The 15,208-nt window shown below is 62.9% G+C and carries 11 protein-coding genes; 5 read left to right on the forward strand and 6 right to left on the reverse strand.

Annotated elements, in window-relative coordinates; translation table 11 throughout:
• Positions 1 to 111 precede the first annotated feature (111 nt).
• Positions 112 to 561 carry an SWIB/MDM2 domain-containing protein gene (locus LNV09_RS04865; RefSeq protein WP_263555957.1) on the forward strand — a complete coding sequence of 150 codons (450 nt, stop codon included), beginning with the start codon at positions 112 to 114 and terminating at the stop codon, positions 559 to 561.
• Positions 562 to 682: 121 nt separating this feature from the next.
• Here LNV09_RS04865 and LNV09_RS04870 read toward each other — a convergent pair whose 3' ends face one another.
• Positions 683 to 1,063 carry a response regulator gene (locus tag LNV09_RS04870; protein WP_263555958.1) on the reverse strand — a complete coding sequence of 127 codons (381 nt, stop codon included), beginning with the start codon at positions 1,061 to 1,063 and terminating at the stop codon, positions 683 to 685.
• 444 nt (positions 1,064 to 1,507) lie between these two features.
• Between LNV09_RS04870 and LNV09_RS04875 the strand changes: the two genes are divergently transcribed.
• Entirely contained in the window at positions 1,508 to 2,242 is a 735-nt protein-coding gene (locus LNV09_RS04875) for an MHFG family PEP-CTERM protein (protein WP_263555959.1), read from the forward strand.
• 7 nt (positions 2,243 to 2,249) lie between these two features.
• Here LNV09_RS04875 and uvrA read toward each other — a convergent pair whose 3' ends face one another.
• A complete protein-coding gene (gene uvrA / locus LNV09_RS04880; RefSeq protein ID WP_263556281.1) occupies positions 2,250 to 5,153 on the reverse strand; it encodes an excinuclease ABC subunit UvrA in 2,904 nt (967 codons plus the stop codon).
• 316 nt (positions 5,154 to 5,469) lie between these two features.
• On the opposite strand from uvrA, the gene LNV09_RS04885 reads away from it, so the two are divergent.
• The 3 genes from LNV09_RS04885 to LNV09_RS04895 all read left to right on the forward strand — a co-directional run bounded on the left by LNV09_RS04885 (position 5,470) and on the right by LNV09_RS04895 (position 10,066).
• On the forward strand, positions 5,470 to 5,700 hold the full coding sequence (locus tag LNV09_RS04885; RefSeq protein WP_263555960.1) for a hypothetical protein: 231 nt from the start codon (positions 5,470 to 5,472) through the stop codon (positions 5,698 to 5,700).
• 82 nt (positions 5,701 to 5,782) lie between these two features.
• On the forward strand, positions 5,783 to 7,012 hold the full coding sequence (locus LNV09_RS04890) for a hypothetical protein (RefSeq protein WP_263555961.1): 1,230 nt from the start codon (positions 5,783 to 5,785) through the stop codon (positions 7,010 to 7,012).
• 42 nt (positions 7,013 to 7,054) lie between these two features.
• A complete protein-coding gene (locus tag LNV09_RS04895; RefSeq protein ID WP_263555962.1) occupies positions 7,055 to 10,066 on the forward strand; it encodes an adenylate/guanylate cyclase domain-containing protein in 3,012 nt (1,003 codons plus the stop codon).
• Between the two features lie 22 nt (positions 10,067 to 10,088).
• Here the strand turns inward: LNV09_RS04895 and LNV09_RS04900 are convergent, their stop codons facing one another.
• Genes LNV09_RS04900 through LNV09_RS04915 form a run of 4 tightly spaced genes read right to left on the reverse strand, consistent with a single transcriptional unit; the run spans position 10,089 to position 15,207 of the window.
• Entirely contained in the window at positions 10,089 to 11,918 is a 1,830-nt protein-coding gene (locus LNV09_RS04900; protein ID WP_263555963.1) for an MFS transporter, read from the reverse strand.
• Positions 11,919 to 11,938: 20 nt separating this feature from the next.
• Positions 11,939 to 13,045, reverse strand: coding sequence for an N-acetylglucosamine-6-phosphate deacetylase (gene nagA / locus LNV09_RS04905; protein ID WP_263555964.1), 1,107 nt, complete (start codon positions 13,043 to 13,045; stop codon positions 11,939 to 11,941).
• Positions 13,042 to 13,833, reverse strand: coding sequence for a DeoR family transcriptional regulator (locus LNV09_RS04910; RefSeq protein ID WP_263555965.1), 792 nt, complete (start codon positions 13,831 to 13,833; stop codon positions 13,042 to 13,044). Before LNV09_RS04910 ends, nagA begins: the two co-directional genes overlap by 4 nt.
• Before the next feature lie 39 nt (positions 13,834 to 13,872).
• Positions 13,873 to 15,207, reverse strand: a complete 1,335-nt coding sequence (locus LNV09_RS04915; RefSeq protein ID WP_263555966.1) for a D-tagatose-bisphosphate aldolase, class II, non-catalytic subunit — start codon at positions 15,205 to 15,207, stop codon at positions 13,873 to 13,875.
• Position 15,208 lies beyond the last annotated feature (1 nt).

A 15,208-nucleotide genomic window follows, 5' to 3' on the forward strand; every position in this document is an offset into this window, starting at 1 on the left:
CGCCTAGTGCCGCAGTACCATCGCCCCTGCTAGGTGCTAGAGAGAATTGAAGGCTTATGCGGCCTTCACCCAGAACCAGCACATCAACAACTTTTGATGGAGAGAATTGAAATGGCAACTGCAAAGAAGGCCGCGCCCGCTAAGAAAGCGGCTGCGACCCCCAAGGCCGCACCGGCGAAAAAAGTAGCTGCGGCTCCAGCCGTCAAGGCGGTCAAAGCTGCGGCGCCGGCCAAGAAGGCCGCTCCTGCGAAGAAAGCTGCTGCGGTCAAAAAGGCTCCGGCCGCCAAGAAGGATGCCGCTCCTGCAAAGAAGCGCACCCCGAATGCAGCATTCATGAAGGCCTTGACGCCTAGCGCCGCCTTGGCCGCCATCGTCGGCGCAGCTCCGCTGCCGCGCACCGATGTGACCAAGAAGGTCTGGGAATACATCAAGAAACACAATCTGCAAGATGCCGTGCAAAAGCGCATCATCGTTGCCGACGCGGCGCTGAAGGAAATCTTCGGCAAGGCAAAAGCAGATATGTTCGAAATGACCAAGCTGATCAACAGTCACCTGAAGTAATGCGTGAGCCCGATGGGCGATCGTGCAATCGTGTGAATGGGCCGCTGCCTGCTTGCCCGATCGCAGCACCCTAGCCCAAGACAGGAGGCCCGCTCAGCCGGGTCTTTTTTTCGCCCGTTTTTTAGGGCAAGGCGCCTTGCAAAGCGTCGACCATCTTCAGCACATCGATGGGTTTGACCCAATAGTCGCTGAACCCCGCAGCGCGAGCTGCCTCAACTTGGTCCGGCAGATCATCGGCCGACAGCGCCACACAATGCAGTGTCGAGCCGCGCGCAACGTTGCGCAAATGCGTCAGCAATTCCAGCCCCGTCATATCGGGCAGATTCATATCAATCAGCAAGAGGTCGGGCCGCAAGCTTTCGAGCAGCGCCAAGGCCTGGGCGCCGTCCTCGGCACATTCCAGGCGCCAACCGGGCAGACGCCGAAAGACCTCCTCCATCAACACGAGGTTGATGCGGTCGTCTTCAACATAGAGCACGAGGCGGGCTGGGGCCGAGAGCATGAGAATTTGAGCGATCTGGTCAGTTGCAAAGCCCGAGCAGGTTAGCAGCGATTTACCTACCGCGCACCCCAAGAACCCCGCGGCACTGAAAAACGACAGGCAAGTGAGCGGCTTTTTTGCTCATCGGCGTCCGCGCGTATCAACGCAACAAGAAATGAAGTTCCGATTGATTTCAGGGTAAGCGTGAATTAACACACCTCCCTGCCTCGGCCGCAGGGGCCCGCGAGCACTTTAACTGCCCTAGGGTTATTACACTCTTGACATCGCAGATCGAGGGAAAAGACTGGTTTTCCCCGCTCCATTCAAGACTGCTTTACTGGTTTTTTGAAAGTGTCGACGGCATTGCCGCCCACAGCCTGCGGGCTAAATTTGACGGAATTTGAAAAAATGTCTTTGCTAGCATCGATTGCTCTTGCCGCTTCTAGTGCAGCGTCTGGCGCTACCTTGCCAAACTGTTCATGGGACAAGCCCGGCGTCAACCCCTTCATGGGTGACTTTTCGGCGGCCGTCGACCGCTACAAAGATATCCCCGCACCAGTGCGGGCAAAGCTGAAAGAGCGCATGCTCAAGCGCGACTACGACGAGTTGGTCACCATCAAGCGCGACAGCATTGAAGGCCAAGCCCAGTACGGCAGCGCCATCACCGATATGCACTTTGGCGCCAACAGTGTCTGCAAAACGGTCAGCCGCGCCAAGTGGACGCAGGCCTACGAAGAGCGCGGGCTGGTCTATTGCGAGCAAGGTCAGTGCATCTTGGTGCCGACCGTTTGTCGCAATGTCAGCCGAATTCAGCGCATCGCACCACGCGCCGCCGGGCCCGGCGCAGGAAGCAGTGTGGCCTCCTCGACGCAGGATGCACAAGGACCGTTGGAGTTGGACCCGACTGCGGCCGGTCCGGTGGCCAGCCCAGGAAGCTTCGCCCAGATTGCAGGCGGATCGGGCTTTGAGGGCGGCCCCGTGCTGACGCCTGGGCTGAGTGCACCAGGTGGCGGTGGCGGCTTTCCAGGCTTGGGCGGTGGCGGTGGTGGGATTGGCGGCGGCGGCGGTGGTGGCGGCTTGATTCCGACCCTGCCCCCTGGTCCACCAGCACCCCCCATCCCAGAACCCTCGACCTGGGCCATGCTGATGGCAGGCTTGTTTGCTGTGGGCTTTATCGCCCGCCGCCGCAAGCTCGGCTGAGCAAGGCTCAGCGCAGCAAGTTCTTCAAATAGCGCCCGGTATGGCTGCCTTCATGGGCGGCTACTGTCTCGGGTGTGCCTGCCACCAACAGCTGGCCGCCGCCCGAGCCGCCTTCCGGCCCCATATCGATGACCCAATCCGCCGTCTTGATGACGTCGAGGTTGTGCTCGATCACGACGATGGTGTTGCCGGCATCACGCAACTGGTGCAAAACCTTCAGGAGCAGGGCGATGTCGGCAAAGTGCAGGCCGGTGGTCGGCTCATCCAGGATGTAGAGCGTACGGCCAGTGTCGCGCTTGCTCAACTCCAGCGCCAGCTTGACGCGCTGCGCCTCGCCGCCCGACAAGGTGGTCGCACTCTGGCCTAACTTCACATAGCCAAGACCCACATCCAGCAAGGTCTGCAACTTGCGCGCCAGCGTCGGCACGGCACTGAAGAATTGATGCGCGTCTTCCACCGTCATGGCCAGCACTTCGGTGATGTTCTTGCCCTTGTAGAGCACTTCCAGCGTTTCGCGGTTGTAGCGCTTGCCGAAGCAGCTGTCGCAAGGCACGTAGACATCGGGCAAGAAGTGCATCTCCACCTTTAGTACGCCGTCACCTTGACAGGCCTCGCAGCGGCCACCAGCGACGTTGAAGCTGAAGCGCCCTGGCCCGTAACCCCGCTCGCGCGCGGTATTCATTTCAGCAAAAAGCTCGCGGATCGGCGTGAACAAGCCGGTATAGGTGGCCGGATTGCTGCGCGGCGTGCGGCCGATTGGCGACTGGTCGACGTTGATGACCTTGTCAAAGGCTTCCAGCCCCTCGATCTGGTCATGCGGCGCCGGGTCGGCATGGCTTTGGTAGAGCTTCTTGGCGACCGCCGTGTAAAGCGTGTCATTGATCAAGGTGCTCTTGCCCGAGCCGGACACGCCGGTCACGCAGGTCAGGAGGCCCACCGGGATCTCGACCGTCACTCCCTTCAGATTGTTGCCGCGGGCATTGACGATCTTGAGCGCCTGGTGGGCGGCTTGCGGGCTGACGCGGTGGCGCTCGCGCGGCACTTCGATACAGGCCGCGCCGGACAGATAGCGCCCTGTCGGTGAATTCGGGTCGGCCGCCACCTGCTCGGGCGTGCCTTGCGACATGATGCGCCCGCCATGCACGCCGGCGCCGGGGCCGAGGTCCAACACATAGTCGGCCGCGCGGATCGCGTCCTCGTCATGCTCGACCACGATGACCGTGTTGCCAAGGTCGCGCAGGCGCCGCAGCGTCGCAATCAGCCGGTCGTTATCGCGCTGGTGCAGGCCGATACTGGGCTCGTCCAGCACATACATCACCCCCGTCAGGCCCGAGCCAATTTGCGAGGCCAGCCGGATGCGCTGCGCCTCGCCACCCGACAGCGTGTCGGCGCTGCGATCCAGGCTCAGGTAGTTCAGCCCAACGTCATTCAGGAAGCGCAAGCGCGAGGTGATCTCGCGTACCACCTTGTCGCCGATCTCGGCCTTGGAGCCCTTGAGCTTGAGGCCTTCAAAATAGACCAGGCAGTCGCGCAGCGTCGAATGCTCGACGTCATAGATAGGCCTGCCCTTGGTTCCAGGCGCCGCATCAGCGGGCTGCAACACGACATTGCGCGCTTCGCGACGCAGCCGCGAGCCCTCGCAATGCGGGCAGGGCTTGGCGGACATATAGCGGGCCAGATCCTCGCGCACCGCGCTGGAGTCCGACTCCTTGAAGCGCCGCTCCAGGCTGGGCAAGATGCCCTCAAACGGGTGCGAGCGTTTGACCGCGCGCTTCTTGGGCCCACCGGCGGGGCTTTCGGCTTGGTAGACGAAGGCAATCTCCTCCGCCCCGGAACCATGCAAAAAGGCATGGCGCACCGCTTCGGGCAGTTCCTCGAAGGGCTGATCAATGTCGATTTGGTAATGCGCCGCTACCGCCTCCAGCATCGAGAAGGTGTAGGCATTGCGCCTGTCCCAACCCTTGACCGCGCCGCTGGCCAGGCTCAAGGAAGGGAAGGCCACCACCTTGTCGCCATCGAACATGGTCAGCTGACCCAGGCCCTCGCAAGACGGGCAGGCGCCGACGGGCGAGTTGAACGAGAACAGCCGCGGCTCCAGCTCCGACAGCGAATAGCTGCAGGCGGGACAGGCAAACTTGCTCGACAAGACCTTCTCGGCACCGCTGTCCATATTCAAGACCAGGGCGCGCCCCTCGGCCAGCCGCAGCGCCGCCTCGAAGCTCTCGGCCAGACGCTGACGCAGGCCGTCGGCGCTCTCATCGGCGTCCTTCGCGTCTCTGGCCTTCAGTTTGATGCGATCCACCACCACATCGATGTCGTGCTTCTCGGTCTTCTTCAGTGCCGGAAAGTCCGGTGCATCGACGGTCGCGCCGTCGACCCGGAATCTCACATAGCCCTGCGCCTGCAGTGACTCGAACAACTCAAGGAACTCGCCTTTGCGATCGCGCACCACCGGCGCCAGCAGCATCAGCTTGGAGTCTTCCGGCATCGCCAAGACGGCGTCGACCATCTGGCTGACGCTTTGCGCCTCCAGCGGCAGGTTGTGGTCGGGGCAGAACGGCGTGCCCGCGCGCGCATAGAGCAGGCGCAGGTAATCGTGAATTTCGGTGACCGTGCCGACGGTCGAGCGCGGGTTGTGGCTGGTCGCTTTTTGCTCGATCGAAATCGCCGGCGACAGGCCCTCGATCACATCGACATCGGGCTTGTCCATCAGCTGCAAAAACTGCCGCGCATAGGCCGACAAACTCTCGACGTAACGGCGCTGGCCCTCAGCATAGAGCGTGTCAAACGCCAGGCTGGATTTGCCCGAGCCGCTCAAGCCCGTGATCACCACCAGCTTGTTGCGCGGCAGGTCCACATCGATGTTTTTCAGATTGTGGGTACGCGCGCCGCGAACTCGAATCATAGGGATTTCAAACGGCAAAGGCAGGGGCGGCGGCGATGACAAAGATAGGGAGTCGGACATGGTGTACACAGGGCGAAGCAACCTGACATCATAGGGCGAAGGCGTCAAAGTGCACAAACAGACCCATTCCTGCAGGCAAAGGGTCGCGTTCCAAGCTCGGGTAAACCCTCTATCGGCCGCAGACGCAGGCCACGCGCAAGTGCCGTCATTTCGTCGCATGACCATGGCGGCAGGCTCAGCGCTTGCCGATACTGAGTTCAACGAAGCAGGCATTGACACCCCAAAGCAGCCGCTTCGATGTTCACTCAAGGAGCCCCTCATCATGCGTACTCAAGCCTTCGTTGCCTTCATTCTTGCCGCCGCTTCATTTACTGCCAGCGCCCAAGGCGAGGCACCAAAGCCCGAGCAATTGGAGCGGGTCGTCGTCAGCGGCAAGGCGGTTCGATCCGAGCTCGTGCAATTGCCGCGCGTCGTCGTCACCGGCCTGAGCGTCAACAGCCAGATGCAGCAGCTCTTGTTGGCCTCGGCAAAACCAGCGCTGCGCCGTATTTAATATTCGCGACCCTATCCCTGACAATAGCGCCAGCGGGGTCGGTCCTGACCCCTTCCAGCTTTGTTGATCAGGGGACAGACGAGTGACAGAAGAAACCCGCAAGCGCAGATCATGGCTTGACGGCTTTATGGCCTACGCCTTGCCGAGCGGTCTGAGCGAAGCTCAGGTGCGCGACAACATCGTCATACTCGATCAACTGCTTTATGCGCTGTGGGATTTGGGCGAAAACCTGATCTTCGCCTGGACCCCGGCCGAGGGTGGTCAAAGCGGCTTGCGACTGCTTGTCGCACCTCATCCGCTGCTGACCGAATTCACCCAAGCCGCACCTGACCCGCAAGAAGCCTTGCGGCGTGGCCGGGTGCTGGATGAGCTGCTGGGCAATCAGGCGCATCTGCCCGCTGATCAATTCGAGCAAACTGCGGCCGAGCTGGGCCTGACGCCGCAATTCATCGTCCTGCCCTTCGCGCCACAAACCGGCCTCGGGCTGGACTTGATTGCCGCCATCGTGGCCCGTTATGGCATTCGACTGGTCGAAGACCGGGCGGTGATTCTCTTTGACGCGGTCGGCTTTTCGTTGCTGACGCCGCTGCAGCAGGTGGTGCAGCTCAACAGCCTGTCCTGTTCGGTCAACGCCGCCTATGCCAAGCTGCTGGACCGCGAGATCAATATCAATTTCGCACGCACCACCACCGGCGATGGCTTCTACATCTGGAACCGCATGCGCGGCATCGAGGCCAATGTCGAGCTCTACCAGCTCTTGCAATTCATCCTGGCCGATAACGCCTTGGCGCGTGAGCGGGCGCGCCGGCCCGAATCGGTGCCGCAATTGCGCGCGGCCTTCCACGTCGGCTCGCACTACGAGTTCTATCAAAGCGAAGGCCTGAACCCGACCTCGTTCAGCTATTTGGTCGGGCAGGTGACGATAGAGCTGGCCCGCATGATAGAGCGCGCGCTGCCGGGGCAGATTCTGCTCGGCAAGTTCAATACCCTGATGCGCGATGAACATAGCGGCGAGATCCAGCGCATCGACTCGGTGGACTTTGTCGAGCGCACACGCCGCCCGCTGAAAGCCCTGAACGGCCTGACCCTGGCCGGTGCCGAGATCGATGAAATTGCCTGTTACTTGACCGGCAACCGCAACGCGGCCGGCGACTTTGGCATCAGCGAGTTTGAAATCAGCGACAAACATGGCCGGCCGCACCGGGTCTATAACGCCAAGATCAATATTCATCGCCGCCTTGGCCAGCCCGTTTACCTGGGCCTGCGCGAGGAAGATCTGCCGGCTTTTTCCGCGCCATTGCTGCATGCCTAGCGGCTGGTCACCCTATGATGGGGTGACTAAAGACACCCGCCCATGATCCAGCCCACCGATCGCACGCCGGCGCCGCAAGCGCCGGGCGAGCGCCGCAATCTCACCGTGCTGTTTGCCGATCTCTCCGAGTCAACCCGACTCGCAGACGCCATGCAGGCTGAGCATTACGCGCTGATGTTGCGCGAGTTGCGCGCGCTCTACCAAAGCGTGGTGCCGCGGCATGGAGGCACGGTCGTGCGGATTCAGGGCGACGGCATGCTGGCCATCTTCGGCCACCCGCTCATGCGGGAAGACGATGGGCGGCGCGCCACCGAGGCCGCACTTGAATTGCACCAGTTGGTACGCCTGATGCGCCCGCCCAGCTCTTGCTCACAGTGGCCACATGGCCAAGACTTGAGCCTGCACTCGGGCATCCACGCCGGCATCGTCTTGATCGAAGAAGGTGACGCGGTCAGGGGCCGATTCGACTTGCTGGGCAATACGCCGAATTTCGCGGCACGCCTGTCCGACCAGGCCGGCGCGGATGAAATCCTCGTCAGTGAAGAAACCCTCGGGCTGCAAAGCCATTACTTCCAAACCAGTGAGCGTCGGGCGGTGCATCTGAAGGGCCGCGCCAGCGCGCTGGCGGTCTACGCCATCAAGGGCCGGGCCGCCATTGGTCGGCGCTTCGAGGCCAGCCAACAGCGTGGTTTGGCGCCGTTTGTGGGGCGCCAAGCGGAACTGCTGCAACTGGAGCTGGCGCTGGCCGAAGCACAGCAGGGCCGGCCGCGCTGGATCAGCATTCGCGCCAATGCCGGGGTCGGCAAGACCCGCTTAACTGAGGAATTCCTGCAGCGCGCCTGCACCACGCATTGCCAAGTGCAGCGCGGCTATTGCGAGAGCTATTTGAGCGCCGAGCCGCTGCAGCCCTATTTGCAGATCTTGCGAACTTTGGCCGCGCAAGGCCTGGGCATTGCCGCCTCGCTATTGACGGCCGACGCCCCGGCGCGTCCAGCCGGACTCTTGCAATTGCTGGCTGCCATGGCACGCCAGACCCCGCAGCTGATTTTCATTGATGACCTGCAATGGGCCGATGACGCCAGCCTCTCACTGCTGCATCGATTGCACGCACTGGCGCGCGAACAGCAGCTCCCACTGATGCTGCTGACCGCCACCCGGCCGCTGGAGACCGAGCTGCCCGATGGCGGCGCCATGGTGCTGGAGCTGGCGCCATTTGATGCCGCCGACGCAGCGCAGGCCATTGTTCAGCTGCTGCCCGACACCGACCCCTTTGTCGCGCTTGATATTCAGCGCCATGCCGGCGGCAACCCGCTGTTCATCGAGGAGTTGTGCCATGCGATCAAGCATGAACATGCGGGCCGCCGGGCGCTCATACGCCCCCGCGCCGACTCGGCAGGTCAGGCCTGGCTGGCGGCCCTGACGCTGTCACGCGTCGCGCGTTTGGCACCCGAGCAAGCGACCGTACTGCGCGCCGCAGCGGTCATTGGCAACATAATTCCGAGCTGGTTGCTGCAGCGCCTGACTGGTTGCACCGAGCAAGACCCGGCCGTGCTGGCACTGGCCGAGCGAGACTTCGTCTTCCCGGATCGGCGCGCCGGCTTCTTTCGCTTCAAGCACGGCTTGACCCGCGACGTGGTCTACGAGTCGATTGGCTGGCATGAACGTCAGGCCATGCACCGCCATATCGCGGCCGAGCTGCGCTCGCAAGTGCATGACACGCCGCGCCAAGCCACTGATGAGTTGCTGGGCTACCACGCGGCGGCGGCCGAGCAATGGGAAGACGCCGCGCTGCATGCCGAACGCGCCGGCGATCAGGCCTTGGCCGCCTCGGCACTGGACCGCGCCAAGAAGCAATACCGCGCGGCGCTGGCGGCCTTGGACCATTTGCCCGGCTGCAACGCAATTGAGGCACGCTGGGTGGCCATCGCTCAGCGCTTTGGCATCGCGTGCGTATTCGATGCCTCAAGAGCCGATCTGCGCGTGCTGGAACGTGCCGTGCAACTGGCCCAGCGCAGCGGTGAGGCTGAACTGGTAGCGCGTGCAGATTATTGGTTAGGCTATGCCAGCTATGCGCTGGGCGAAGTGCGCGCCGGCCTCTTGCATTGCGAGCGCGGACTGCTGGTGGCGCAGGCCAATCGCCAACACCATGCCGCCCTGCTCGCGCAATTGCACGGCACCAAGGGCCAACTCTTGGCCGCTGCGGCGGACTACCCAGCTGCCCTGGTTTTGCTGGACCAAGCGATCGCTTTTTTGCGGCCCTTGCATCTTGCTACCGCGCCGCCGGGCCCGCCCGCCCGCCCGGCCGTGGGCCTGGCCTATTCGCTCGCTTGCCGCGCCTATGTCCTGGGCGACCAGGGCCACTTTGTCGGTGCGCACGCTTGCTTTGACGAGGCCTTGGCCATCATTCAGGGTTCCAACCATGCGGTCGAAGCCTCGGTGCAGGGTTGGCGCGCGGCGGTATTTCTTTGGCAAGGCCGCTGGCCCGAAGCACAGCAGGCAGCGGCCGAAGCGCACCGCATCGGGGGCTTGGTGAGGAGCCTATTCACTTACGCCATGGGTCATGCGGTCGGCGCCTATGCGGCCTGGCAGACCGAGCGCTCACCGGATGCCGCGCATGGTTTGCACGCTGCAGCGAACTGGCTGGCACCGCGCGGCGGCGGCCTGTTCAGTTCGCTGATTCATGGATGGTTGGCCGAAGTGCTGGCCGAGCAAGGTGACGCTCCTGGTGCGCGACGCCATATCGCGCAGGCCTTGCGGCGCGCCCGCCAGCGTGACTGGATAGGCGTGGCGATGGCCTACCGGGCGGCGGCGCGCATGGCGGCCGGGGCCGAACAGGCGGCTCGAGCGCAGCGCTACCTGGCCAAAGCCCAGGCCGTGGCCGAACTGCGCGGATCGGCGCACGAAGCTGCCGTCAATCAACTATGCGCAGCCGAACTCGCACTCGCCCTGGGTCAGCCTGCGCAGCGCTTGCTGGGCCAGGCTGCGGCATCTTTTGAGACCTTGGACATGGCCTGGCATCTGCAGAACACCCGGCGCTTGATGGCTAGCGTTTGAAGCAACTCAAACTTCAGCGCCTTCAAGGCTTGCGCGCAAAGTGCGCTTCAATCTGCTCCAGTGTTTTGCCCTTGGTTTCCGGCAAGATCAAGGCCGCCACCAGGAAGTAAACCACCGTGCAGCCAGCCCAGAAGAAGAACATCGCCGCATAACCGTGATTGCCGACGGTGGGCAAGAACACCGCCGCGATCGTGGTCGAGACAAACTGATTGATCAGTAACGCAATGCTCATGCCGTTGGAGCGGATGCGCGTGGGCATCAACTCCGACAGCGCCAACCAGACACACACACCCGGCCCCACCGCAAAGAAGGCGACAAAGGCAAAGATGCAGGCCGTCACCAGCCAACCATGGGTGGCGCTGGGCACCGGCCCGACCAGGGCCTGCGTGATCACCAAGGGCGCGCCTGCCGCGCTGCCGGGGTCCGCAAAGGGATTCAGATGCAGGCGGCGAAAGAAGGCGCCGATCACGCTGTCGCTCTGCACCGTGTGCTCCCGTGAGATCTCGATCGGCCTGGCATCCAGCTCGTCGCTGCGCCGGCTCTGCACATTGCTGAAGTCGCCGTAGGCGTAAGACAGGGTCAACTGCTGCGGTGCGCCATCGGCACTCACGCCCAATTGGGCCAGGCTAGCAGAGTCAAAGCTCAGTTGCAGCCGGTCTTGCTGCACCAGTTGCTGCAGCGCAGGCGTGACGTCGATGCGACCGCGCTCGGCCGACCAGAACAGGCTGCCGGCCAAGACCAGCGCCACAAAAATACCGCCACTGCCCAGCATCAACAAAAACTTGCGGCCCTTGCGGTCCACCAGCAGCAGCGCCACCACGGTCATCAGCGCATTCAAGACCTTGATCGCCACATCGGCCGAATTGGCCACCGAGCCGCTCAAGCCGGCCTGGTTCAGGATATTGACCACATAGGCCAAGATCGAGTTGATACCGGTTGCCTGGGTGCAGGCCAGAATCACGCAGGCCAACAGAAACGGCGCCCTATAACGGCGACTGAACAAGGGCTCACGCGCGGCCGCCTCTGGCCCCTTGACAGACCCTGTCGCCCCTGCCATCCCTGTCGCTGCAGCCGCCTGCTGCATCTCGCGCAGCTCTTGCTCGGCGGCGGCGGCACTGCGGCTGCGCAAGAGCGCAGTGCGGGCTTGGTCGATATCCAGCGGCCGGCCCCGGCCGACCAACCAGCGCGGCGACTCACTCAAGAACAGGCAACCGAGCGTGAACACCAGGCCGGGGCCCAGGCAAATCCAAAAGATGCTGCGCCAGGCCTGATCTTTGGCCGCAAACAAGGCCTCGCCGCCGCTGCCGGCAACGGCTTCGACCGAACGCGCGTAATACAGGCCGATCAAGGCCGCCACCACCAAGCCTATGGTCAAGAGCAATTGAAACATCGCCGTGCCGCGCCCACGCTTATCAGCATTCAAGCATTCGGCCAGATAGAGCGGTACCACCACACCGATCAAACCGCCGCTGATGCCTTGCAGCAATCGGCCCAGCAGCAGCGGCGTGTAGCCATCGGCCAGCGCGATGATGGGGATGCTCAAGGTGAACAGCAAGCCGCTCAAGACCATCACCTTCTTGCGCCCGACCCAATCGGCCAGCGCGCCGGCAAACAAGGACGACAAAACGCTGCCCAAGAGCACGGCCGCGACGATGAAGCCGAGTTGCTGTGCGCTCAAACGCCAAGTTACCGATGCGGTGGACTCCAGATAGGGCAGCGCGCCGGCGATGATGCCGATGTCAATGCCATACAGCAATCCGCCCATGCCGGCGATGAAAAGCATGAAGCGCATGGGCCAAACTTTGGGCGAATCAGTAGCGGCCTTGAGGCTGGCGAAGGCAGGTGCATTCATGCGGGTGAATCCTTGAACGGTCAAACGAGAGAAACAAATTCACCTTCGATGACCACGGTCTGCACTTGCAGATCGGCATCCAAGACGACCAAGTCAGCCCAGGCGCCCGGCGCGATACGGCCGCGCTCGGGCAGGCCCAGGTAGTCGGCCGGGTGGCTGGACAGGCAGTTCGACGCTGCTGCCAGATCAAGGCCGATCGAGAGCAAATTGCGCAGCGCTTGGTCCATCGTCAAGGCGGAGCCGGCCAGCGAGCCCGAGGCCAAACGCACACAGCCCAAGCATTTCATGACGCGTTGTGAGCCGAGCGCATATTCGCCGTCCGGCATGCCGGTGGCCGCCGTCGCGTCGGTCACGCAATAGAGCTTGGGGATGGCGCGGATGGCCGCCCGCATGGCCCCTGGATGCACATGCTGCAGATCCGGGATCAGCTCTGCGTACTCCGCATGGGCCAGCGCCGCGCCGACGATGCCGGGCTGGTAATGATTCAAGGGCGTCATGCCATTGAACAGATGCGTGAAGCCGGCCACGCCGGCTTGCAGCGCCGCCAGGCCGTCCTCATAGCTGCCGGCCGAATGACCGATCTGCACGCGAATGCCCAAGTCATTGAGTTGCGGGATCAATGCCAAGTGCCCGCTCAATTCAGGCGCTAGCGTCAAAACCTTGATTGGCGCAATCGCGTGATAGTGAAGCACCTGCTCCAGTGTGGCCGAGCAGACAAGATTGGGCTGCGCGCCCAAGCGCTTCTCGCTGATGAAGGGGCCTTCCAGATGCACGCCGAGGATGCGGGCCGTGCCGGGCGCGCGCTGAGCGATCGCCTCGGCCAAGCCGTCCAGCGCATGCTCAATCGCTGCCGGGCTGGCCGTCATGGTCGTGCCCAGCATCGAGGTCGTGCCATGCTGGGCATGGGCCCGCGCGACCTGCACCGCCGTATCACCGCCCTGCATGATGTCCACACCGGCGCCACCATGCACATGCAGGTCCACAAAGCCCGGCAGAATGCTCAACTCGGCTGGCGCGTCAGCATCGGGGTGGACGCTGAGCACGCGATCATCGAATTCAAGCCGACCGAGCAGCCAGCCGGCGGGCGTCAGGATGCGCCCCGACAAGGTTTTTTTGTCTGTGCTCATTCAACGATGATCAGCTCTATGCCCAGGCGCTGCAGGCCATCGCGGTACTCATTGCTGATGCCGGCGTCGGTAATCAGCGTGTGCACGCGCTCAAGCTGCACAATGCGGTGCAGGCTGACGCGACCGAACTTGCTGGAGTCGCTCAGCACGATGACCTTCTTGGCGCGCTCCACCATCATGTGATTGAGCCTCGCCTCGGCCTCGTGATGGGTGGTCAGGCCGAACTGCAGATCGCAGCCGTCCACACCCAGGAACAGCTTGTCGAAGATATAGCCGCCCAAGCAGGCCTCGGCCTGCGTGCCCAGGATGGACAAAGACTTCTTGCGCAAGAGGCCGCCGGTCAGCATCAGCTCGACGCCCTCGGCATCGGCCAACTCCCAGGCGATGTTCAGGCCGTTGGTCATCACCGTCACATTGCGCAATTCACGCAAATGGTGAGCCAGCGCCATCGTGGTGCTGCCGGAGTCGATGATGATGTTGTCGCCACTAATCACCATCTGTGCGGCTCGCGTGCCGATGCGCTCCTTCAGGCTGGTGTTCAAGCCGTCTTTTTGGCGGATATTGTGTTCCTGCGGCGGCATGCGCTTGAGCGCGGCGCCGCCATAGCTGCGCGTCACCAAACCCTGCTCTTCAAAAGCGGCCAGGTCGGTGCGTATCGTCACCGCCGACACGCCCAGCTTGGGCGCCAGGTCCGACACCTGCACGCTGCCCCGCTCCATCAGCAACTGCATGATCTGCTCGCGGCGCTGGCCAGTATTGCGGCTCGGAGGCTTGCTGTTCTTGCTCATGGCTTGCTTTTCAATTCTTTCGTTTCAAGAAGCTGCATTTTAAGCAATCGAAAGCGAAGGAGTTTTCATACTTTCGCCCAGCCCATGGCGGTTGCGGCTGCAGGCACGCGCATAGCGCGCCAACACCACGCCGACCTTGTGCTGGGCCAGCGCCCTCGGTGTCGCGGCCAACTCACCGCGCAAAACTGCGTCGAACTGCTCCGGCAGGTATTGGCTCAGCAGTGGCAAGGCAATCGCTTGCTGCTCTAAATTGGCGATCAGCTTGGCCACGGCGGCCTGCACGGCGGCGTCGCCCCAGTAGTAGCGGCAGCGGTCGCTGAGCGCGTAGGCACGCAGCAGATGCTGCTGCGCCGGCGTGCCGCTGTAATGTTTGGCCCAATGCTTGGGCTCGGCCAACATGCGCTGCTCCAGCACCGCCGGCAGTTGCGACTGGCGGCCAAAGGGCACGATCTCGCGCTCGATCGCCGCCAAGGCAAACCAGGCCTCCCGCAAAGCGAAAGTGACGGCCGGGCCTACTTTCAGAATCGCAAAATGATCGCGCACCAGCGCATGCATCGCGGCTTCGGTTTGATAGTCGGTCGAATGGGCCTCGAACACCAAAGCCGGCGGGTCCATCTGCTGAGCCACGAACTTAGACAAGTTGGCCGCTGCCTGGGGCGCGTAATGCTGAATCTGGCTGTGATCAAAGTCCACGCCCGGCTGCACCACCATCGCAATCACGCGCTGCCAAGCACTCTGCAGCCCATGCGCGGCAAAGGCCGCCGCATGCACGGCCAAAGTGGCTGCGGCTGCAGCCGGCGAGGTCACGGCCACGCCGGCGCCCAAGGAAGCCTCACCACCGGGAATCGGCACTTCGGTGCCGATCACATAGACGGGCGGCGCCAAGCCGGCCTCAAGCGCGGCCCGTTCAGCGACGGCGGCCAAGACTGCGGAGCGTTCAGCAACGATCTCGTCCGGCAGGCGCTTGGGGTCATCCGAGCAAGCCATGCTGCAGTCGAGGTGAATCTTCTCAAAACCCGCCGCCACATAGCTGCGGATCAACTCGGCAGCAAACGCCATCGCCTCGGCGGCCGGCAGATGCTGCCAGGCGTTGGGCCCCAAGTGATCGCCGCCCAAGAGCAAGCGGTCGGCGGCAAAGCCTTCTTCTTGCGCCAGCTTCAACACATAGCTGCGAAATTGAACCGGGTTCATGCCGGTGTAACCGCCAAACTGATCGACCTGATTGGAGGTCGACTCGATCAACAAAGGCGTGCCGTAACGCTTAGCCTGCTCAAACGCGGCCCGCAGCACATATTCATTGGCCGAGCAAACGCTATAGATGCCGACGGGCTGGCCCTGACGGTGGGCGGTGATGATGTCAAGAAGGTGAGACATA

This window comes from Paucibacter sp. B2R-40, from assembly GCF_025717555.1.
Lineage (GTDB): Bacteria > Pseudomonadota > Gammaproteobacteria > Burkholderiales > Burkholderiaceae_C > Paucibacter_A.